The 22,277-nt window shown below is 47.5% G+C and carries 16 protein-coding genes; 14 read left to right on the top strand and 2 right to left on the bottom strand.

Features of this window, described 5'->3' with window-relative positions; genetic code table 11:
• Nucleotides 1-157: 157 nt before the first annotated feature.
• The 8 genes from LIO98_RS10065 (at nucleotide 158) to LIO98_RS10030 (ending at nucleotide 10,872) form a co-directional block, all read left to right on the top strand.
• Nucleotides 158-1,141 (top strand): TRAP transporter substrate-binding protein, encoded by a 984-nt coding sequence (locus tag LIO98_RS10065; RefSeq protein WP_291956405.1) that lies wholly within the window; start codon nucleotides 158-160, stop codon nucleotides 1,139-1,141.
• A 143-nt stretch (nucleotides 1,142-1,284) separates the two neighbouring features.
• Nucleotides 1,285-1,770, top strand: a complete 486-nt coding sequence (locus tag LIO98_RS10060) for a TRAP transporter small permease subunit (RefSeq protein WP_291956402.1) — start codon at nucleotides 1,285-1,287, stop codon at nucleotides 1,768-1,770.
• A gap of 11 nt (nucleotides 1,771-1,781) precedes the next feature.
• A complete protein-coding gene (locus LIO98_RS10055; protein WP_291956398.1) occupies nucleotides 1,782-3,065 on the top strand; it encodes a TRAP transporter large permease in 1,284 nt (427 codons plus the stop codon).
• 36 nt (nucleotides 3,066-3,101) lie between these two features.
• Nucleotides 3,102-4,280 (top strand): iron-containing alcohol dehydrogenase, encoded by a 1,179-nt coding sequence (locus LIO98_RS10050; protein WP_291956396.1) that lies wholly within the window; start codon nucleotides 3,102-3,104, stop codon nucleotides 4,278-4,280.
• On the top strand, nucleotides 4,277-5,434 hold the full coding sequence (locus LIO98_RS10045; protein WP_291956393.1) for a PrpF domain-containing protein: 1,158 nt from the start codon (nucleotides 4,277-4,279) through the stop codon (nucleotides 5,432-5,434). The genes LIO98_RS10050 and LIO98_RS10045 overlap by 4 nt, the downstream gene beginning before the upstream one ends.
• Before the next feature lie 143 nt (nucleotides 5,435-5,577).
• On the top strand, nucleotides 5,578-8,409 hold the full coding sequence (locus LIO98_RS10040) for a molybdopterin cofactor-binding domain-containing protein (RefSeq protein WP_291956388.1): 2,832 nt from the start codon (nucleotides 5,578-5,580) through the stop codon (nucleotides 8,407-8,409).
• Nucleotides 8,410-8,461: 52 nt separating this feature from the next.
• Nucleotides 8,462-9,835 carry an MmgE/PrpD family protein gene (locus LIO98_RS10035; RefSeq protein WP_291956385.1) on the top strand — a complete coding sequence of 458 codons (1,374 nt, stop codon included), beginning with the start codon at nucleotides 8,462-8,464 and terminating at the stop codon, nucleotides 9,833-9,835.
• Nucleotides 9,836-10,038: 203 nt separating this feature from the next.
• Entirely contained in the window at nucleotides 10,039-10,872 is an 834-nt protein-coding gene (locus tag LIO98_RS10030; RefSeq protein WP_291956382.1) for an IclR family transcriptional regulator, read from the top strand.
• Nucleotides 10,873-11,190: 318 nt separating this feature from the next.
• On the opposite strand, the gene LIO98_RS10025 is transcribed toward LIO98_RS10030, so the two are convergent.
• A complete protein-coding gene (locus LIO98_RS10025) occupies nucleotides 11,191-12,453 on the bottom strand; it encodes a MerR family transcriptional regulator (RefSeq protein WP_291956379.1) in 1,263 nt (420 codons plus the stop codon).
• 323 nt (nucleotides 12,454-12,776) lie between these two features.
• Between LIO98_RS10025 and LIO98_RS10020 the strand changes: the two genes are divergently transcribed.
• Both LIO98_RS10020 and LIO98_RS10015 read left to right on the top strand, forming a co-directional pair.
• The gene (locus tag LIO98_RS10020) at nucleotides 12,777-14,249 is read left to right on the top strand and encodes a sodium/proline symporter (protein ID WP_291956377.1); all 1,473 of its coding nucleotides are present in this window, start codon (nucleotides 12,777-12,779) and stop codon (nucleotides 14,247-14,249) included.
• Between the two features lie 195 nt (nucleotides 14,250-14,444).
• Nucleotides 14,445-15,347 (top strand): hypothetical protein, encoded by a 903-nt coding sequence (locus LIO98_RS10015; RefSeq protein ID WP_291956374.1) that lies wholly within the window; start codon nucleotides 14,445-14,447, stop codon nucleotides 15,345-15,347.
• A 58-nt stretch (nucleotides 15,348-15,405) separates the two neighbouring features.
• Here LIO98_RS10015 and LIO98_RS10010 read toward each other — a convergent pair whose 3' ends face one another.
• Nucleotides 15,406-16,371, bottom strand: coding sequence for a LysR family transcriptional regulator (locus LIO98_RS10010; RefSeq protein ID WP_291956372.1), 966 nt, complete (start codon nucleotides 16,369-16,371; stop codon nucleotides 15,406-15,408).
• 179 nt (nucleotides 16,372-16,550) lie between these two features.
• Between LIO98_RS10010 and LIO98_RS10005 the strand changes: the two genes are divergently transcribed.
• The 4 genes from LIO98_RS10005 (at nucleotide 16,551) to LIO98_RS09990 (ending at nucleotide 22,277) form a co-directional block, all read left to right on the top strand.
• Nucleotides 16,551-17,438 (top strand): NAD(P)-dependent oxidoreductase, encoded by an 888-nt coding sequence (locus LIO98_RS10005; RefSeq protein WP_291956370.1) that lies wholly within the window; start codon nucleotides 16,551-16,553, stop codon nucleotides 17,436-17,438.
• An 83-nt stretch (nucleotides 17,439-17,521) separates the two neighbouring features.
• Complete coding sequence (gene ilvD, locus LIO98_RS10000; RefSeq protein WP_291956367.1) at nucleotides 17,522-19,114, top strand: dihydroxy-acid dehydratase; 1,593 nt, start codon at nucleotides 17,522-17,524, stop codon at nucleotides 19,112-19,114.
• 120 nt (nucleotides 19,115-19,234) lie between these two features.
• Nucleotides 19,235-20,194, top strand: a complete 960-nt coding sequence (locus LIO98_RS09995; protein WP_291956366.1) for a TAXI family TRAP transporter solute-binding subunit — start codon at nucleotides 19,235-19,237, stop codon at nucleotides 20,192-20,194.
• 109 nt (nucleotides 20,195-20,303) lie between these two features.
• Nucleotides 20,304-22,277 (top strand): TRAP transporter permease, encoded by a 1,974-nt coding sequence (locus tag LIO98_RS09990; protein ID WP_291956364.1) that lies wholly within the window; start codon nucleotides 20,304-20,306, stop codon nucleotides 22,275-22,277.

Raw genomic sequence — 22,277 nt, 5'->3', positions numbered from 1 at the left:
AGTATTTTTATTATCGAAATACGAAATTTATTCCGGATAGTGATAAAAGGTGGTGATTAGAAGAGAAGTAACTTTAGAATATTATTTTTATCTTGCAATATGGGGGAGCGTCGTCAGTATTTTTAATGAGAGCACGTAGATGTTTAGGAGGGTAAAAATGAAAAAAAGTGTTTTTATGTTTTGCTGCGCTTTGTGCATAGCATTTTGGGGAGTCACAGTGAACCAGGCAGAGGCTGTGATGAAGCTTCAGCTGGCGCACGAACAGCCGGAAATACATCCTTATCACATCGGCGCGGTGGAATTTGCCAAATTAGTCAAAGAATATTCCAAAGGAGAGATGGAAGTTACGATCTTTTCCAACGGAACGATGGGAAAAGCATCCGCGCTGGCGGAGAGCTGCTCTATGGGCACAATGGACTTCGCGTCCGTATTTTCGATCATTCTCGAGGCCTATTCGCCGAAGTTCGGCGTCTTGACGATGCCGTATTGTTTCAGAGATTGGGATCATTCAGACAAGGTCCTTGACGGGCCGATCGGCGACGAGCTAAAAGCATCTGTCGAATCAAAGGGTATAAAGGTATTGGCGTTTTGGAGAAACGGCCTTGCCGAGGTTCATTCAAGAATGCCGATACGCACGCCAGCGGATATAAAAGGGAAAAAGCTTAGAATCCAGGAAGGGCCCAGCTACGCGGCTTTGAGCAAAGCGCTTGGCACAGTTACGACGCCTATGTCGTTCGGCGAGGTTTATTCCGCGCTGCAGTTAGGGACGGTAGACGCTCAAACTCAGACGATAAATAATATTTACGCATCCAAAATGTTTGAGGTGGGCAAGTATTTTACGAAAATCAACATGAACTTCAACACACAGCCTTTCATAATGAGCATGCAGCTGTGGAAGTCGCTTACCCCGGAACAGCAGAATATAATCGAACGCGCGGCGCTGGGCGCGACAAAGGCGGAGAGAGCCTATCACGTGAAAGATACCCAAACATCGTATGATGGCTTTGTCAAAGGCGGCGGTAAGGTGATAGAACTCAATAAGACTGAGCTCGAAAAATGGAAAGAGGTCTGCGCCCCGGTATATAAGGACCCGCAGTTTTCCGTTGTTATGGAGATTTTCAATAGAATACAAAAACAGTGATAACATCAATATTACGGTGTCTGCATGATGTTGTATGCAGACACCACCTTATCATATTACAGTCAAATCTGATCGGACTCTGATCTTACAGCCGTGTAGTTTGGTTAAACGTCAACACAATAACACAAGAGGAGCTGACGTGTATGGCTTGGTGTATCCTTGAAAAGTGGTATAAGGTAATAAATTTTCTGACGTGGGTCTTAATGGGCAGTATGTGCCTGCTGATTGGTTTTCAAATTATCAATAGATTTGCGCTCCATCTTCCGGCACCGTGGAGCGAAGAGTTCTGCCGGTATAATTTTGTCTGGCTTACGATGGTGGCAAGTGCTAAGGCGACGCATGACAGACAGCATCTGGCGGTCGACATAATGCCCTATCTTCTTGAGCGCAAGCCTCTGCTGAAAAACTCCGTAAAGCTGTTCGCTCAGGTTTTGGCGCTGTTTTTTTTCGCCGTCATCTTTAAGCAGACGGTGTTCTTTTGCCTGAACAGTATCGGCACCTCATGTCTCACGGTGAGAATGCCCATTTTATATGTCTATATAATCCTTCCAGTTGGTTTTTTGTCTATGTTTCTCTTTGAGCTAAAAAACACGTCCGTGACAATAAAAAATCTTTCTAAGAAGTATTGAGGTGATTATAAATGAGTATAGGTGCATTTCTAGTTCTGTGTCTGGTCGTGTTTTTGCTTGTAGGTCTGCCGATAGCGTTTTCATTGGGACTTACGGCCGTCTCCTATTTTTTCTATACGGACAATCTGCGTTACCTGATAGTTCTTGCGCAGAGAACATTTAACGGAATAAATTCTTTCGAGTTGATAGCGATACCGCTCTTCATATTAGCCGGTGACCTCATGTATGAGGGGAAGATTTCTCAGGCGCTGGTAAATCTCGCGAAGTCGCTGGCCGGCTCGATGCGGGGATCTATGGCGATTATCGCGACGCTGGCCTGTATGTTTTTCGGCGCCGTCTCCGGTTCAGGTCCGGCGACGACCTCCGCCATCTCTTCAGTAATGGCTAAGGGGATGAAAGATGACGGTTATCCTCCGGTCTTCAGCGCCTGTTCGGTCGCCGCGGCGGGGCCTCTCGGTTCGCTGATACCGCCGAGCATCACAATGGTCGTATATGGAGTCACAACTAATACCTCTGTCGGAGAGCTTCTTTTAGCCGGCGTATGGCCGGGTGTTATATTTGGCCTTTGCCTGATGGTATATGAATTCTATATATGTAAGAAATATAATTATGGAACGGTTATCCCTTTCTCTCTTGACACTCTCGCCAAAAATTTTGTTGTTTCGATTCCCGCTTTGGTTACCCCGGTAATTATACTGGGAGGCATATATTCCGGGGTATTTACCCCCACGGAAGCCGGCGGGGCCGCCGTATTTTACGCACTGCTGGTGGGGATGTTCTGGAGCAAGAGCATTAAAGTTAAGGACCTGCCCCGGATATTGCTGGCCAGCGGCGTCGCGGCGGCGACGATAATAATTATAATCGGCAATGTATCCTGTCTCAGCTTTGTCCTTACCAGAGAACAGATTCCCGAACGCCTTGCCGCGATGGCGGTGCAGAACCTCAGCGCTCCCTGGCAGTTCCTGCTTGTGGTAAATGTTATCTATATCTTTGCGGGTATGATCGAAAACGGATCATCCGCCATCGTTATGCTTGCCCCGATCCTTCACCCGATAGCGTTGAAGTTTGGCATAGACCCAGTATTCTTTGGCGCCATGACGGTAGCCAATCTAGCGATCGGGATGATCACTCCCCCGATGGCGGCGTCATTGTATATAGCCGGGCGTATATTCGAGGTTGAGATTCCGGATGTTATCAAAAACATAATGCCTTTTTTCTATGTCATGCTCGTAGGATTGCTGATCGTCTGCGCCACGGCGCCTATGGTCACATGGCTCCCAAGCGTGCTCATGTGATGTGGAATACAGGTTTGCGAGTAAAGGAGATATTCCATGTTTTATCACCAAAAAAACACCTACTATGAGAATCATACGAGAATGGTCGTGGGAACGAACTGTATAGAACAGCTTCCCGAGGAGATAAAAGCCTGCGGCGGCGAAAAAATTCTGATCGTTTCCGACCCAAACGTCAGCAAAACAAAGTTTTATGCAAACTGTATCGACTATGTTAAAAAGAGCGAATGTCCCTATCTTATATGGAATGAGGCGGAAGAAGAGGCTCCGCTGCGCAACGTCGACACGGTCTGCGAGATACTGCTGAAAAACGCCTGTAATTTAATGATCGCGGTTGGCGGCGGCAGCGTCATGGACATATGCAAGCTGGCCAGCGTCCTCGCCACAAACGGAGGCAAGGGGCCGGATTGGGCCGGGTATGAGAAATACTCGATACCGCCGATGACGCTTTTTACCATTCCAACGACGGCGGGAACCTCCGCTGAAGTAACAAATATGGCGGTGGTGCACGACGAGGAAAAGAACGTTAAATTTACCGTCGGACACCGCGTGCTGGGGGCGGCAAAGGTCACTTTCCTTGACGGAAACAGCATCGACAGCTGCCCGCGCGGCCAGATCGCCTGCTGCGGTATCGATGCGCTCAGTCATAGCTTTGAATCTTACATAGCGCTGAATGCGAATCCCATTACCGAGGCGCTTTCTCTTTCGGGGATCATGCTTATAAGCCGCAACTTGCGGGCCGTTTACGGCAACAGCGGCAACCGGCAGGCTGCGCTTGACCTTATAGTGGGCAGCGCTATGGGAGGACTTGCCTTCAATAACACCGGATGCGGCAATATGCACTGCATTGGAAGACATGTGGGACCCCAGTTACATATCAATCACGGCCTGTCTATCGCTCTTGTAATGCCATCCGTGGCCAGATTCAATTTTCCGGCGCAGATGGAAAAATATCGCAGCATCGCGGAGGCTATGGATTTGGATGTGCGCGGCGTACCTCTTGCCGATGTCGGAGAAATCGTTGTCAATGGATTGGAGAAACTTATCCGCGACGTCGGCATCACTGTAAAAATGTCAGATTTCAAGCCTTCAAGGGAAGACTTTGAAAAGATAGCCCAGGATAGTTATACACAGTATCAAAAATTCTATCACTACAGGAATCCGGTGAAGATGACTTTTAAAGATTATATGATGATTTTGGAGGACTGCTGCAAATGATGAAACCAAATACGAGGATACCGTGCGTAATTATGAGGGGCGGAACCAGCCGCGCGCTTTTCTTTCACGATAAAGACCTGCCGCGGGATGAGGCGCTGAGGGACAGGATGATTTTGAGCGCTTTCGGAAGCCCCGATATTCGTCAGATTGACGGCCTTGGCGGTGCGACCACATCCACCAGCAAGGTTGCCATAATCAAAAAGAGCGAAAGAGACGATGCTGACGTCGATTACTTTTTTGGCCAGGTGAGCGTCGATCATCCCGTAGTCGGGAAGACGATGAACTGCGGCAATATTTCTTCCGCGGTGGGTCCCTTTGCTGTTGATGAAGGACTTGTTGAAGCCGTTGAGCCGATTACCAGGGTTAGGATATACAACGTGAACACAAAAAAGATCATAAACGCGCGCGTACCGGTAAAAAACGGACGGGCGCTTACGGAGGGGGACTTCTCTATCGACGGGGTTCCCGGCACCGGAGCAAAGATACAGCTGGAGTTCAACCACCCCCAGGGTGCGGTGTCTGGCGTGGTACTGCCGAGCGGCAGACCGCTGGATACCATTGAAATTGACGGCAAAACATACGAATATTCCTTCGTTGATGCGGCAAATCCGGTTGTTTTTGTTCATGCCTCTCAGTTTGGCCTGAAGGGGACGGAATCGCCTTATGAATTTGAGGCCAGAGCCGACTGCAAAGACATAACCCGCCTGCTTGAGATAATACGCGGAACGGCCGCGGTTACTATAGGGCTCGCGAAAGATATCGATGACGCGGCAAAAAATAGCCAAACGCTGCCTAAGATCGGCATATATACCGAACCTGTCGATTACGTTACTCCTGACGGAAAAGAGATAAAAAAAGAGGATATCGATATTATCGGAAGGCTCTTCTCTATGGGGCGTATGATACAGGCCTATATGGGAACGGGCGCGGTATGCACGATGGTGGCCGCCAACATTGAGAATACTCTTGTTAATAAGATTGTGGCTGGCGGCGGCGACGGATGTAAAAAACTGCGGATCGGGCACCCGTTTGGGATTATGGAGGTCGAGGCGGAGCTTGATCATTTCCCTGACGGTATCGATGTCAGCTGCGCCATGATCGGCCGGACGGCAAGAAGGCTGATGGACGGCTTCGTATATGTCAGAGAGGAATGAATTCCACTCTAAATAATGTTAATGGACACGCTTGATGAATTTACACAATAAAAAACAATCACACTTAAATGTATCCTGCCCCAAATGAAAAATTTGGTTGTTTCAGGTCTTTTTCATCAGTACGGAAGGAGATGTTTGTTACCATGATAAAAAGAAATTTTATGATCAACGGAACTCTTAAATTTGTCACATTTGAGGAAGGCGATACGCTGGCCGACCTTTTGCGCCGGCTGGGGCTTAGGAGCGTAAAAATAGGCTGTAATGCTGGACAGTGCGGATCGTGTTCGGTGCTGGTCAACAGAGATGTCGTCCGTTCCTGTATAAAAAAAGCTAAGGATATAAAAGAACATGCGGCCATTGAAACTCTGGAGGGGATGGGTACCGCGAAGGCTTTGCATCCGCTCCAGCAGGCTTTTATCACATATGGCGCGGTGCAATGCGGATTCTGCACGCCCGGTTTTTTAATGTCGGCTAAGGCCCTGCTGCAGGACAATCCAAATCCGACACGCCAGGAGGTGCGCGACTGGTTCAATAAACACCGTAATATCTGCCGCTGCACGGGTTATAAACCAATCATCGATTCGGTGATGGCAGCCACGGCCGTGATGCGAGGGGAAGCTTCGATGGAGGATATCACCTATCATCACGAAGAGGGGGCCGATATCTACGGCACCAGCCACCCCCGTCCGGGATCTCTGGCTAAGGTCCTTGGCGTATGTGATTACGGCGAAGATTTTGCCGCCCAGATGTCTGACGAAGCGCTGCATTTAGCCGTCGTGCAGGCGAAAGTACATCACGCGAATATCCTCGGCATAGAATATAACGAAGCTGAAAATATGCCCGGAGTCGTAAAGGTAATAACCGCGGCCGATGTTAAAGGCTCAAATATTCTGCGCATCATACCCCCTCTCGGAAGTTCGCATTACTACAGCGACGGGCTGGATCATCCCATCATATGCGATAAAAAAATATTCCGTTACGGCGACGTGGTCGCCGTAGTCGCCGCGCATACAAGGAAACAGGCGCGCATGGCGGCGGAAAAGGTAAAGGTTATATACGAAGAACTGCCCGCCTATCTGACCTTTATGGAGGCGGCGGCAAAAGACGCCATCAGGGTACACGAGCAGTCGCCTAATGTTTATATAGAACAGCCGCTGTTTAAGGGTGACGATACAAGAGAAATATTCAGAGTGTCCGAATATTCTGTTGAAGGCAGCTTCTCAACCACCCGTCAGCCGCATCTGCCGATCGAACCAGACACTGCCCAGGCATACTGGGGCGAGGACGGCGTGATGATGATCCACTGCAAAAGCCAGAATCTATATGGCAATATAGCGGCTCTGGCGGATTCTATCGGCCTCCCAAAGGGAAAAATTCGGCTGGTACAGAATACCGTAGGCGGCAGCTTCGGTTATTCGATGTCGGCCCAAATGCCCGCTCTGGCCGCCGTCTGTGCGATGGCGACTGACAAGCCTGTATCGCTCACATTGTCATATCCGGAACATCAGCATTACACCGGCAAACGTTCCGCGTCATATACTAACGCGCGTCTTGCCTGTGATAAAGATGGCAGGATTACAGCGCTGGAATTCCATATGGGTATCGATCATGGGGCGTACAGCGACGCCTCTACCACGCTTACTACGAAAACTATTCGTTTCCTGGGGTATCCATATAATGTCCCGAATATCAGAGGGCTTTCCCAGATGTGTTTCAGCAACGGCAATTTCGGCATCGCCTTTCGTGCTTTTGGCTCTCCTCAGGCGTATATGGCGAGCGAAAGCCTCATGGACATGCTGGCAGCTGAAGCTGGAATAGATCCGTTTGAATTCAGGTACATTAACGCGGCGCGTGAAGGAGACCTTTCCCCTAATTCCATGTCATATAGGAATTACCCTATGAGGGAAATGATGGATCTGATGCGCCCATATTATAAACAGTGGAAAGAAGAGGCAAAACGCAAAAACACGGCCGATAAAAAATACGGAGTCGGAGTAAGTTTCGGCGGCTATCACGTTGGTAAATCGCATGACAGCGCGGAGGTCGCCTTGGAGCTGAACGAGGATGGAAGCGTGACGCACTACAACACGTGGGAAGAGATGGGGCAGGGGGCAGATATCGGCACGCTTGCCCATACCTATCGCTGTCTTCGGGAACTCAACCTGCGTCCGGAACAGATACATCTTGTGCAGAACGATACGGGAACATGCCCGAACACGGGGTCAGCCTCTTCAAGCCGTTCCCATCATATGGCCGGCTGGGCTACCAAAATCGCCGCCGACAAACTGCTTGACGCGATGCGTAAGCCGGACGGCTCTTTTCGCAGTTATTCCGAAATGATAAGCGAAGGAATTCCGACAAAATATTTTGGAAAATATGAATCGCCCTCTGATGTCGAACGTATCGATAAAAATACCGGACATGGTTTTGACAGTGTCGGACAGAATTTTATTCTAAATCTGGCCGAAGTGGAGGTGGATGTGAAAACCGGCAAAGCGAAGGTCCTGCGCTACCGGATTGTCTCTGACATAGGTATCGTGGGGAACAGGCTGGCGGTAACTGGACAGGCCCTCGGCGGGATGTCGCATTGCGTCGGTTTCGCCCTTACGGAAAATTATGAAGATATGAAACGGCACGGAACGATGGCGGGAGCCGGTATTCCGGCAATAAACGATATCCCTGACGACGCGGAGGTAGTTTTCAACGAAACGCCGCGGGAATATGGACCTCAAAATTCCACCGGATGTTCTGAATCATATCAATCATGCGGGCATGTCGCGGTGCTTAATGCGATATATGATGCGACAGGCGCAAGGATCTACACTTTGCCGGCAACTCCGGAAAAAATTAAAGAGGCGATGAACGCATTAAGTCGCGGCGAAGCAGTCGGGCAGGAGCGCTGGGATCTGGGCTGCGACATGTTTGAACGCTTGGATCATTTCGAAGCGAATGCTGCTGCGGACAAATTGAAATAAGCGCAGCCATAACAGTATATTTTACTATGGGTGTGGATAGAGGATGGGTTAAATGGAAGTAATCGCGAAGACCTTATCTCAGTTTGCCTCCGGGGCAAAATATGAAGATCTGCCGGGTGACATCGTCCAATGCGCTAAAGAAAGGATAATAGACATATTATCGGCAGCGATGGCAGGTTCCTCACTTTGGGAATATCGCAACAAGATTATAGATACCTCAAGAAATATGAGAGACAGCGGGTATTCAACCATTATTGGAAGAAAAGAGACAGCCTCTTTTCCGGCGGCGGCGGCTATAAACTGCGCCTACGCCCATTCCGTGGAATTAGACGACGGGTACAGGAACGCGGGGACCCACGCCGGGGCGGTCGTCATCCCGACGGCGCTTTCTTTAGCGGAAAAATTCAATATAGGCGGCAGGCGCGTAATCCTGGCGGTCGTCATTGGTTACGATGTCGCATATCGTTTTGCAAGAATCATGTCTCCGCTGCTGATAGAAAACGGTTTTCACCCGTCCGCAGTTTGCGGGACGATGGGGGCCGCGGCTGCCTCCGCTTCGATTTTGCAGCTGAATGCATGTCAGGCCGCAAACGCGTTGTCCCTATCGGCTCTGTTTGCTTCCGGCCTCATGGAGGTGACCCGCTCAGGGCAGTCTTCTAAAGGCGCGATGGTCGGACACGCAGCCTTTGCCGGAATTTACTCCGCGATGATGGCGAAAAACGGATTTTCAGCGCCGGAAGCGCCTTTTAGCGGTGTGAGCGGATTATTTAACGCGATGTCCGACAACAACGTTGATGCGGCAAAAATGCTTGAAGGTCTTGGAGAGAATTATGAAATAAAAGATACATATGTAAAACTTTACCCTACCTGCAGGCATACCCATGCGCCGATTGAAGGTACTGTGGCTTTGTGCTCCGAGCATAATATAATGGCTGAAGAGGTCAAAAGGATCGATATCGGGACCCATCCGGTGGCATTTAACCTAACAGGCGCCGCAGGAACCCCGTGCGATGCGCAGCAGGCGAGATTCAGCACGCCGTATTGTGTGGCAAGCGCGCTGATTAACGGTACTTTTGGTATAGTCGATTTGAAAGAGGAGAATATTAATGATGACAGGCGGGCACAATTAAGCTCCCTCATACATGTATATGTCGACAAAGAGGTAGCAGCTGAATTTCCTCAAAGACGGAGCGCTAAAATACGCATAGAATTAAAAAACGGGACGTCATTTGTAAAGACAATATATAGTCTTAAGGGCGCCCCCGAACTTCCGATAGGATATATGGATTTATGTGACAAATTTAAAAATATGGCGAAGACATCGGTTCCAAATGAGAATATAAGAAAAATATGCGACAGTGTGCAAAAGCTTGATAGTATGGAGGAATTAAGCGCGTTCATGAGGCTGTTGAAGAGTACGAATTAAATATTATTTATAGTGTTTAACGGTAAAATACTCCTCTCCGTGCAAAAATTCCTTTTGTTTATATGTGATGCTATAGTAATATAGCATACGGGTTCTTTGGTTGACTTTTTTGAAAAACAGCTAATTGAAAGCATTGGCAGAATGCCCTTATAATCATAAAGATATTGGTAAAATTATATTTTATACAGAAGGGCTGATAATTCTTGAGAGATAAAGATGATCTCATATACAGCGAAGAAGTTAAAAATAAAAAGTCCATCATTATGTCCGTATTCAAGGCATATAAAATACTGGAATTATTTGGAGAAAAAAACAGCATGAATTTCGCGGAGATAAGCGAACGTCTTGATCTGCCTTCCGCTACGCTGTATCGGTTTTTGTCCACTCTGATTGATTGCGGTCTGCTGGATATGGATCCTAAATCGAAACTCTATTCCCTTGGCCCCAGCATGATATATTTGGGAAGCGCCGCCATTTCATCAATAGATATAGTTGCTTTGGCGAGGCCGTTCATGGAAAAACTAAAAGATGAAACTAATGAAACGATTTCTCTTTTTATCAGGAAAGGATTTAAAAAAATCTGCATCGCCAAAGTCGAGAGCGATCTGTCGATCAGATATTCGGCAAAGATAGGGGAGACGAACTATTTGCACGGGGGAGCTTCCGGAAACATCTTGATGGCGGGTATGACGAAGAAAGAGCTTGATATGCTGGAATCGTTGGCAGGTTTTCCAAAATTGACGGAGTATACCGTGACGGACAGAAAAAAAATTGAGGAGATCCTGGATAAGACTAGAAAAGACGGATATTGGGTGAGTTATAAGGAACGCCGCGACGATACGGCGGGCATAGGCGTGCCAATTTTTAACCACCTCGGCCAAGTTGTGGCAAGTTTGAATATAACCCTGCCCTCCAGCCGTTTCGATGAAGTGACGGTGGAGAAATGGATACCGCTTTTAAAAAAAGCTGGCGCCGATATCTCCAGAAAAAACGGATATTACGAAAACGCCGCACAGGACCTTGGGCATACGCGCTGACGATAAAATAATAGGCTTAAAAAAACAGGAGCCGGAGCATGGAAAAGAAGGGTAACAGTTTCTGATACGATATTAAAAATATGAGCCTGTCATAAAATTCTTATTTTCGGCGAATAGTCAAAAACTATGGTAAGGCGTTGCCAGTCCCGACGCCAAGAGGGGGATAGCCAGGTATTTTGCATACAGGTGTCCTGAAAATTCCTCAAACTCACGCCTGTATCGTTGAGGTGGAATATGCTGATTTCAAGTTTTTGGCGATGTTCTTCATTGCCATGCCACAGTTGTTTTTCAAATGTTCGATGATATATGAAGTTGCCGTTATAAAGGTTTTTGTCCTTTTTTTCTGAAGCCCCCTGCGAAATATACGTCCATTCCAACCTCTCCTGGAATGTGATAGAGCGAAGCCTTTTCGTCTGTGTTGCTGTCTGTAACATTGCCGATGGATTCTTCTTCAATAATATTTGTCCAGACCGATCTCAGATATCTTTTGAAATACGAGATGTCGTAACTGTGCTCCCATGACTCTGGAAACTGCCGATGCAGCTCTTTTTCCGCAGAGCTGTTCGGCTTGAAGGAGAAAAAACTTCCTGCCGCGCGGCTTTCTTTGTGAAAATAGCGCGCAAGAGCCTCTGTCGAGTACCCCTTATGATAAAGGGCATACTCATTTGCTGAATCGAAGTCGATATACATGTCTACACAGCCGTCCTTTAACGGCAGCATGTCGCTTGCCGCTGCGATATAAAGAACCTTTTGTTCCAATCCCAGTTTGTCAATGAGCCCTTTATAAATCGCGACAATTTCGGGATATTTGTCACTGATGATATAGAGCGCTTTAGATGGCATCTCCTCAAAGTTTGCATGACAGAAGCAGTAGTTGTTCACAAAATCCTCCAGTATTACCTTACCGTCCATATCGCATTGTCCAAGCCTGTCCAGCAGCCAATGGTAGGCTTTCTGCATGTACGAAACCAGCGTGGGGTTCATAAGACGGTAGCAATTGCGTTCAATATCCGGCCAGTCATATTTGCTTATTTCGCCAGAGGGGCCGATCAATATCCCATTCTTTATCACCGCGCTGAAACCGCATTCACAGTTTAGCGTACCAGATAATATCTGGTCTTTTTCAATGCTGCAGTTACTCAGGCTCAGATTCTCTTTGCAAGAAGGGCAGGCGAGATATTGGAGAAATTGTAGCGGCACGCCGTTTTTTCTTTTTGCGTTAAAGGAATGTTTGCCTGATGAACTGCCGATTTCGTCCTGCAGCGAACTGATTATTCCCTGTAGTTCCCGTTTTTCGCGCTGGAGTTTCTTTTTATGATCAACGAGAATATTTATATAGTCACTTAGCTCGTTGGGGCTGTCGAAACCACTGAGCCTGCGAAGCGAAAGCAGCCGATGTATTTCCACGATGGAAAATTTGAAGGATTTGAGCCGTAATAGCAGCTGCATATCGTCAATGTCATTTTCTTTGAAGTCATACCGGTCATTTTTTATCATAGGACACAGCAGACCCTTATTGACGTAGTAGCGTATCGTCTCTGGAGACAGGCCGAACTGTTCGCTAAAAGCTCCGATCCTCATATCATCCACCTCTTTTGTTTTCTATAGTGTACTATAGAAAAAGGCTTTTGGAAAAATAAATTTTGACATTTATCTTAAGCTGTTGAAATAGCAGGCATATTTAATAAAAATAATGGCTTGTTGTTGACTGAACTTAATGTCTATTATTGAAATATATAAAACAACATATGTTTCATATGGCGGTAATATTCAAAAAATATTAAAGGAGGGGGAAAAATGATTCCTGCGTGGAAGTGGTTTGTATTCTTTTTACCGATATGGAGCAGTATCGTCATATCTTACCTATTCTATAAGAGGGCCAATTTCTAGGAGGTAGTGAGAATATGTTAGCGAGTATTATCACATTTGTTCTTTATATCGTAGTCCTTATCGCAATAGGCGTGATCACATATCTGCGGGCAAAATCCTATTCGGATTATACGCTTGCAGGACGTTCGAACAACAAGTGGGTGGCGGCGATATCCGCCGAGTCTTCCGACATGAGCGGATGGCTGCTGATGGGGCTTCCCGGCGCCGCCTTTGCCGGTGGTTTTTCTTCAATATGGATAATGATCGGACTGATATTTGGCACGATGATCAACTGGATGTATGTTGCGAACCGTCTGCGCATCGCTACGGAGGTCTATAATGTCTATTCGATCACGGAATATTTTGAGAAGCGCGTAAATGACAAAAGCGGTTCCGTTGCACTTGTGTCGGGGATAGCGATCATAGTTTTCATGATAATCAACGCCTCGGCTGAGATAATCGGAAGCGGCAAGCTGCTTAACGCGACCTTTGGCCTTGACTACAGTACCGGTATCGTCATCGGACTCGTCATTGTCGTCCTTTATACCTTTCTTGGCGGATACATGGCGGTTAGCTGGAGCAACCTTTTTCAGGGCAGCATTATGTTTATCGCGCTGCTATTCGTGCCGCTCGCCGTTCTCGTTGAAATCGGCGGATATCAGCCGGTCGTGGAGAGTCTTTGGAGACAGAATCCGGCATTCTTTCAGTTTTTAAACGGCGAGACTGAATTTTTCCCGGCTCTGTCTATCGCGCTTGGAGGTCTTGGGGTCGGCCTCTGTTACTTCGGTATGGTGCATGTGCTGACCTGCTTTATGTCCATTAAAAACAGCAGTGAGATAAAGGATTCGACCTTTATCGCCACTACGTGGGTAAGTATCTCTACCTTCGGCGCGGTGCTTGTGGGGATGATCGGCGCCTATCTTTTCCCGTCTATCGGCGACCCGGAACAGATATTCTTTGCCATGGGGAAAAATTACTTTCCTCCCTACATGCTTGGTCTGTTCGCGGCCGCGGTAATGGCGGCTATATTATCCTCGGTGAGCGCCTACGTCATCGTTGCCGCCGCGGCTTTTGGGGCCAATATAGTAAAGCATTACGCCGCAGAGATTGACGACTCTAAGATAGTCAATTTGCAGCGGGCCGCGGTGGTAGTGATCTCGCTTCTTGCCTTTTTAATGTCGCTTAAATCTGATCTTGTCTTTGCCGTCGCTCTGTTGGCAGCGGCTGGATTGGGATCATCGTTCGGCCCGTTGGTGCTTTTCTGTCTATACAGCCGCAACGTTAATAAGACCGGCGCTATATCAAGTATCATAGTGGGCCTCGTTACGGTAATATTCTGGTATTACAGCGGGCTCTCCGCCTATATATTCGAGCTCATACCGGGCTTTATCGCGAGCTCGCTCGCCCTTATCATTGGTACTAAAATCGGAGGTGGGGCTGACGCGGAGACGGTTGCCCAGTATGACGCGTATCTTGATAGATTAAATAAAAATAAGAGGCAGGGATAACGGCGTATGACAAAACTTTTTATGCCTACCGACCGCATCGGTTTGGAATCGTATCAAAAGAGCATTGCGAATAATTTCAGCACTGTCAATGAATTATTAAAGAAGGGATTGGCTCCGCAATGGCATGTAAACGGAGTCAGGTTTGAAAGTACGCCGGCTTGGCCGGAAGGACACTGTTACCAGTGTGGTTTTTCAGTGGACGACAGCTCTGCGGCACGGTCTGTCTTTGATGAAAAGGGTATCATTTATGAAGAAGTGGAGATGGTACCATCTAAGGGCCAGATAATTAAGAAACTTAAAGCCGCGGTGTATAACGGCCGCGGCGCAGGCGAAGATTTCTCAGCGCCGCTGCTTGAGGTGCTGGAATGGGGAGGGTTTAATTACGACTTTGTCGGTGATGCCGATATTCGAGGCGGGAAACTGAATGAATTTGACGTCATGATAGTTCCCGGCAGTCCTGACGCTGGTGAATGCTATTACGCAGGGTTGGGTGATAGGGGGTACGACGCGATTCGTTCATTTATCGCCGACAGAGGACACTACCTTGGGGTATGCGGCGGCGCATATCTGCCGCTCACATCTTACAATACGGAGAACCGTTATTGGCTCAACATTGTGGCGGCGACTGAAACGGAGGACCTGGATTACTGGAGAAGCGGAAGCGGCTTTGTACGTTGCCGTATCGAAGATAATAAGCATCACCTCTTTGCGGGGATCGCGCTGGGTGTTTCAAGCACGATGAACCTGGTCTACTGGGAGGGACCCTCTATAACGATAAAGGGCGGCAACGTTAAATCACTTGCGCGTTTTGAGAGCCTCCTTGCCAGCGGGCGCGATCCGATAAAGCCATATTGGGATATGTATGACAATAAAATGGCGGAAGACGCGGTGCGCGGATGGTACAATCCGCTTACGCCTGAGATATTTGCCAGCCTTCTCCATGGGAAGACGGCTTTTGCCGAGGCGGAATCCAATGGACACAAGCTGCTGCTGTTCTCTCCGCATCCCGAAATGGGTAATATCGGTTATGGCCCCAGGAAGGACAGCCTGAATTTTCTGCTGATATACAACGGGCTGACATATTTAGCCTGCCAATAGTTATCTTGGAAATGTGTGGCTCCGTGACTCGTAATGATTGCGGAGTCACACGCTCAATTTATATATTTTGTTTCAGCCATTCGGTCTCGGATTTAATCTCGTTTTCAATGGAATAGATAAAATCCTGGATATATTGAGGCATATAGCTGTTTTTCAGGGTTATGCAATCAATTCTCAGTGATTCATTAAGATTCTTAATAGGGAATATATTTATATGGTCGTCCTCTCCCGCTCTATCATTAAATTTTAATACAGTCCGGCATATTAAGGCGGGAATGAAGGCCGCCACCTGATGGGAGGCGCACAGCTGCAGCTGTGTCCCGTAGTCGCTGATTGAAAATACGGTCTGCAAGTTTATGTTATAGCGGTTTATATGCCTGTCGATCAGACTGTTGATTGTGCTTGTGGGGTAGTTGCGTACAAATGGTATTTTTTCAAATAGGGATAAATTGACTCCGTAAGGAAAGATTTTTTGGTATTCCGCGTATTTCTCTCCGAACGATTGCTTTAATAGGTTATTGGAAACAATAACATAGACTGGATCGTCCGCAAGAGGGGTGATTTTAAAAAGTGGATTGCTTGCGACATCCACGCCGATAACAATATCTAACTTACCGTTTATGAGCATCTCAGTCATCACAGAGGTGTCGTCGGAGAATACAGAAATTGTGACGCGGGGGTACTTTTCGTGATACTTTTTAAATAATATGGGCATAATTACGCGAGCACGTGAAGCGTTGGAACCTATTTTGATCTCTCCCATCGCCCCCCGCGCAATTTCTTTTAGGTTCAGTTCAAGGCTGTTTTTCATATTTTGGATTTGCAGCATAGCTTGGTACATGGATTTACCGGCTGGTGTCAGTACTAATTTAGGGCGGCGTTCAAAAAACGATACGCCGTATTCCCGTTCCAATTTTTTTATGTGTTCGCTTATACACTGTTGGGTTAGAAAAGTTTTTTTTGCCGCTTTGGTAAAGCTCATCTCTTCTACGACGAGCATAAAAATTTTTTCGCTGCTGTTCAATAAAAACACCTCCCACTATAAATAATATCGATTGAGATACCAATAGGTATGTTTAGATTATAATATAAATTTTGCGTTCCACAAATAAATATTTGTGAAAAAACAAAATACTACTTGTTTGATTTTGTGATATATAAAACCTAAACTAATCTTAATCTCAGAAAAAGGTGGGAGAAACGATGAAAATAGGTTTTATCGGTCTGGGCAAAATGGGCAGGCATATGGCCGTTAATATGTTCAAACATGATGCTGACATAAGGGTTTTTGACGCTAACAGAGAGATCTTAACAGAATTATCAAATCTTAGCATTCCGACCGCGTCGTCACCAGCCGAAATTGGAAAATTGGCGGATGTCGTCTTTTTGAGTCTGCCCAGCGCAGGGGTAGTTGAAAAAGTTCTTTTTGGAGAGGGCGGCGTGATAGGCGACGGCGCGAAGAGAAATATTATCATCGACCTTGGCACCACGGCATATATGAAGACCCTTGAAATTGGGAGCCGCTTAAGCTCTTTGGGCTTCAAATTCGCCGACGCTCCTGTTTCCGGTATGGAGAGCAGAGCCGCGTCTGGAGAGCTGACGTTAATGTTTGGCGGTGAACAGAGTGTTTTTGATAAAATTGTTCCCTATTTCAACATGATAAGTAATAAGGTTATTAACTTTGGCGGTTTAGGCTCAGGACAGATGGCTAAACTTATCAATCAGCTGCTATTTGATATTAACACGGCGGCTCTGTCGGAGGTTTTGGCTTTGGCCGCAAAGCTTGGACTTGATCCACAGAAAACGGTCGAGGTCGTTACCAGCGGTACCGGATGCTCCTGGGCGGCGGAGTTTTTTGCTCCGAGGATACTCTCGGGAGTTTTTAATGAGGGCTACGCAATGGACAATGCGTACAAGGATTTAGTCTCCGCCAGTGAGATTTCAGCGCAGCTGAGAGTTCCGATGCCCATTCTTTCAGCCGCGACGGCGATATATCAAATGTCATTATGTAAAGGTCTGGGCAATGAGGGTAAGGGCGCGATGATCAAGGTCTATGAGGAATTCCTCGGGGCAGAATTCCGGGACAGGTAATTTTAAAGAGAAGAGGGGCTGTTTTGATGCCTAATAAGAGAGGCCATGCAGAAGATATAACGGAGACATACTATATAGGTCTGATGAGCGCGTTAGGAAATCGCATGAAAGATATAGAGAAGCCGCAAATTGCGATTGTCAATTCTTGGAGTGATGTAAATCCCGGACATAAACCTCTCGGCGAACTTGCCCGTTACGTGAGGGAGGGAATTTTATGTGCCGGCGGCAATCCTGGAGAGTTCAATGTACCTGCTCCGTGCGATGGGATCGCTCAGGGAGAGGGCCAGCACTATATTCTCCCTCAGCGGGATCTGATCGCCTCTTCTATTGAAGCGATGGTAAAGGCCCATGGTTTTGACGGTATAGTGATGCTCTGTTCTTGTGACAAGATCGTTCCCGGTATGCTGCTGGCCGCGGCGAGGATCGATTTGCCGACAATATTCTTGACCGGAGGCGCGATGCTGCCTTTTATGGAAAAGGGGCGTACATATGTTACAAGCGATATAAAAGAGATGATAGGGGAGAGGAACAGCGGGAAAATTGACGAAGAGACATTTGAACGCCGCCGCAGCGGTATTTGCGTGTCGTGCGGCACCTGTTCGATGTACGGCACCGCGAATACGATGGGAACTTTTTTGGAGGCCGTTGGTGTAACACCCTTTGACTCGTCTGCCATGCTTGCCTGTTCAGCTCAAAAGATGCGCCAGGCAAAAGATGTTGGTGAAAGAATTGTAGATCTGGTCAAAGAAAAGAAAACGTTTAAGTCGTATGTCAATAAAGAGTCCATTGAAAACGGAATCAAATACGTTTCAGCCACCGGCGGGTCAACAAACGCGGTACTGCATATCATGGCTTTGGCAAAAGCGCTTGACGTAGAGATGAATCTGCATGATTTTGATGTCTGCCAGTCTTCTGTTCCGGTGGTGACGAAACTAAAACCGTCCTCTCAATATAATTTGTCGGATTATTACAGCGCAGGCGGAGTCAGGAAGGTACTTGAGATTATCCGTCAGCATATAGACGATACGCGGCCGCTGGTTATGGGAGGTACGGTGCGTGATTCTCTGGACGGCTTTTTTGTTGAGAATTCAGAGGTGATACACCTGCCTGATAGCAAGTTCTATGAAAACGGCTGTTTTTCCATACTTTATGGAAATCTAGCTCCTAACGGCGCCGTCGTGAAAAAGACAGGCGTGGACCCTTCGATGTACCACCACAAGGGGCCTGCGGTAGTTTTTGACTCTGAGGAGGACGTCAGAAAGTATATGCTGGAGAGCTCGATCGAACCTGGTTCCGTACTGGTAGTGCGATATGAGGGACCCAAGGGCGGTCCCGGTATGAGGGAACTTTCAATCCCGGCGGCGATGCTGATCGGAATGGGTCTTGAGAAATCCGTGGCGATGATAACAGACGGACGTTTTTCCGGTGCGACACGGGGGCCGTGCGTAGGTTATATCACCCCGGAGGCGTGGGAAGGCGGCCCGATCGCGTTGATTGAGGACGGAGACCTGATCGAGATAGATTTAGAGTCGAAGCGGATCAGTCTGCTTGTCCCGTCTGATGTGCTCGACTCCAGGCGGATGAATTTCAAAAGAAAAGAGAAAAAGGTAAGCGGCGTAATGGAATCATATCGGGACAGGGTCTTAAGTGCGGATAAAGGCGCGCTGTGGCTTTGATTTTTGTATAGCTGAGAGGGGCTGGTCTATTTTTTTATTGCAGAGAATTAATTATTTCGCGCCGTATCACGTCTACCAGAGGTTTTTATCGGCAAGATTACATAACAGGAGGAATATATAATGTTTAACAGAAAAATGAAGATGGGTTTTCTAAGTTTCGTGGTATTCAGCCTTCTCCTCGCGACAGTTATGACGGCCAATGCAAAAGAGTTAAGCATGGGCACAGGGGGTACGGCGGGGACATTTTTCCCTCTTGGAGGGGCGATCGCGAATACGATCAATAAACATTCAAAAGGGATAAATGTAACCGTGCAGACGACGGATGGTTCCGTTAACAACGCCCATCTTCTTGGAAAGGGCGACATTGACGTTGCCCTCATACAAACCGACATCACATACTATGCGTATAATGGTATGGAGATGTTTAAGAACAAGTATCCCAATTTGACGGCAATTTGCAGAGTATATCCCGATACGACCCACATAATCGCCAAAGGAGACGGCAGTATAAAAAGCATTTCCGACCTGAAAGGAAGATCCGTCTCCGTCGGTGCGCCAGGCAGCGGCAATGAAGTTACCCTGCGGCAGATACTGGGTACGGCTGGCATTACATATAAGGATTTAAAGCCGTTTTACCTCTCCTTCAGCGAATCCTCAGAGCACTTTAAGGATGGCCATATTGACGCGTTTCATACAAACTCAAGCGTGCCGGCGGCAATCGTCCATGATTTGAATTCTTTGAACAGGGTGACGCTCCTTCCCGTTGGAGGAAAGCTGAGAGAAGATATAGTAAAAGAATATCCCTTCTATACGCCTGTGACCATCCCCGCCAATACATACAAATATCAGACTGCCCCGTATGAGACGGTGGCTGTTCAGGCACTGCTGATAGTTGATTCAAAATTACCTGAGGATATTGTCTACGGGATGACAAAAGCACTTTTTGAGAATCTTGACGAGGTTAAAACAGCGCATTCCGCCGCCAAAGGAATGTCATTGAAGACAGCGTTGGATGGCGTGGCAATTCCTCTGCATCCAGGTGCAAAAAGGTATTTTATGGAAAAAGGTGTTTTGAAATAAAAAAGTAACTTACGTAATTAAAAGGGTTCTTCGCGGAGGTCCTATTTTTATATAAAAATGGAAGAGAAGGGCCCTTTTATTTTTGATCTCCGAAGGGGGAAGAAACATAATGAGCTTTGATACAAAGAGCTTTAACGCTACGGAAAATGAAGCAGCAGCAGAAAAAATGCTCGAAAAGTTCGATAAAGAATCTACCTTTAGAAAACTTGCGGGGAAGTGGAACATTTTTATATCGCTGCTATGCGTAGCCTTCTCGGTTTTCCAGACCTATACGGCCGCGTTTGGCGTATTTCCCGCCCAGATACAACGCTCCATACATCTTGCATTTGCTCTGTCTCTGGGGTTTTTACTCTATCCGGTAACGTCCAAGAAATCACGCTCAAAAATGGATCCGATAGATGTTATTTTAGCTTTAATCAGCGCAGCCGCCTGCCTTTATATCACGGTATACTACCACGATATTATGATGCAGGGTGGTATGGCGACGATCCATGATGTCGTCCTGGGGAGTGTTCTTGTCCTACTCGTATTGGAGGCGACAAGAAGGGTAGTCGGGGCACCTATGACGGTCGTGGCGGTGTTGTTTCTGATCTATGCAAAGGTGGGGCCGTATATTCCAGGTTTCATGGGACACCGCGGTTTTTCTGTGGAAAGAATCATAAGTCATATGTATATCTCCACGGAAGGTATTTTCGGATTGCCTCTTGGTGTTTCCGCAACCTTTGTTTTTATGTTCGTCCTTTTCGGGGCGTTTTTACAAAAATCAGGGTTGGGGAAATTTTTCATAGACCTTTCTCTCATATTGGCAGGACATAGAGTTGGGGGCCCGGCAAAGGTCTCTGTTTTTGGGAGCTGCCTCTTCGGGACCATATCTGGAAGCTCCGTGGCAAATACAGTTACGACCGGTGTCTTTACGATCCCGCTGATGAAAAAAATCGGTTATCCGGCGGCGTTTGCCGGCGGTGTGGAGGCGGCAGCCTCTACAGGAGGCCAGATAATGCCGCCGATAATGGGTGCGGCGGCATTCATCATGGCGCAGTTCCTGGGGATAGCATACGTGAAGATCGCCGTTGCGGCGACGCTGCCTGCCATTCTCTATTATACGGGTGTTTGGGTGATGGTCCATATGGAGGGTAAACGGCTGGGATTGAAGGGGATACCTAGAGAAGATCTGCCAGACCTTAAGCAGACTTTGGCGGAGGGGGCCCATCTGTTTCTCCCAATAGTCATTATTGTGTATCTCCTTCTGAAAGGTTATACACCAATGACCTCCGCGCTGATCAGTATAATCTCCACGGTTGCGGTAGCGATGCTTAGGAAGAATACCCGGTTTACCAGGAAAACTTTGTTTGACGCTCTTGAGACGGGAGCTAGGTCTATGATCGGTGTCGCTATCGCCTGCGGCTGTGCCGGAATAATAATAGGCGTGGTTACGCTGAGTGGTATGGGGCTGAAGATCGCTAACGGCATAATATATCTGGCGCACGGCATGCTGCTGCCCACGCTGTTGCTGACGATGTGCGCTTCGATGATATTAGGGATGGGGCTTCCGACAACAGCGAAGTATATCATCCTGGCTACCATGGCCGCTCCTGCCATCCAACAATTTGGCGTACCTGATATTGCCGCTCATCTGTTCATTCTCTACTTTGGAATAATGGCGGATATCACCCCGCCGGTGGCGCTGGCGGCCTTTGCCGCTTCCGGCATCGCAGGTTCGCATCCGATGAAGACGGGAGTTAACGCCGTTAAGATTGCCCTGGCCGGATTTATCGTACCGTACGCATTTGTATATAATCCGGAACTGCTTTTTATTGGAGATCCTCCTAAGCTGCTTGTCTGCCGGTTTGTCATCACGGCTATTTTAGGAACGTTCTCACTTGCCTGCGCGGCTTCCGGATATTGGAAACGGGATCTAAAACTGGTGGAGCGTGTGATGCTGTTTGTCTCGTCGTTCTGTCTCATAGACCCAAAGGGCTTTACCGATGCTGCGGGACTGGGACTCTTAGTAGCGGTTTATCTGTCACAAAAGTTTTTTTCGAATGACAGAGCACGTATTGATATTGAGAAAGAGGGAGCGTAA

Origin of the sequence: Cloacibacillus sp., from assembly GCF_020860125.1 — a bacterium.
In the GTDB taxonomy this organism is placed as follows: domain Bacteria; phylum Synergistota; class Synergistia; order Synergistales; family Synergistaceae; genus Cloacibacillus.
This window is presented reverse-complemented; position numbering and strand designations above follow the sequence as displayed.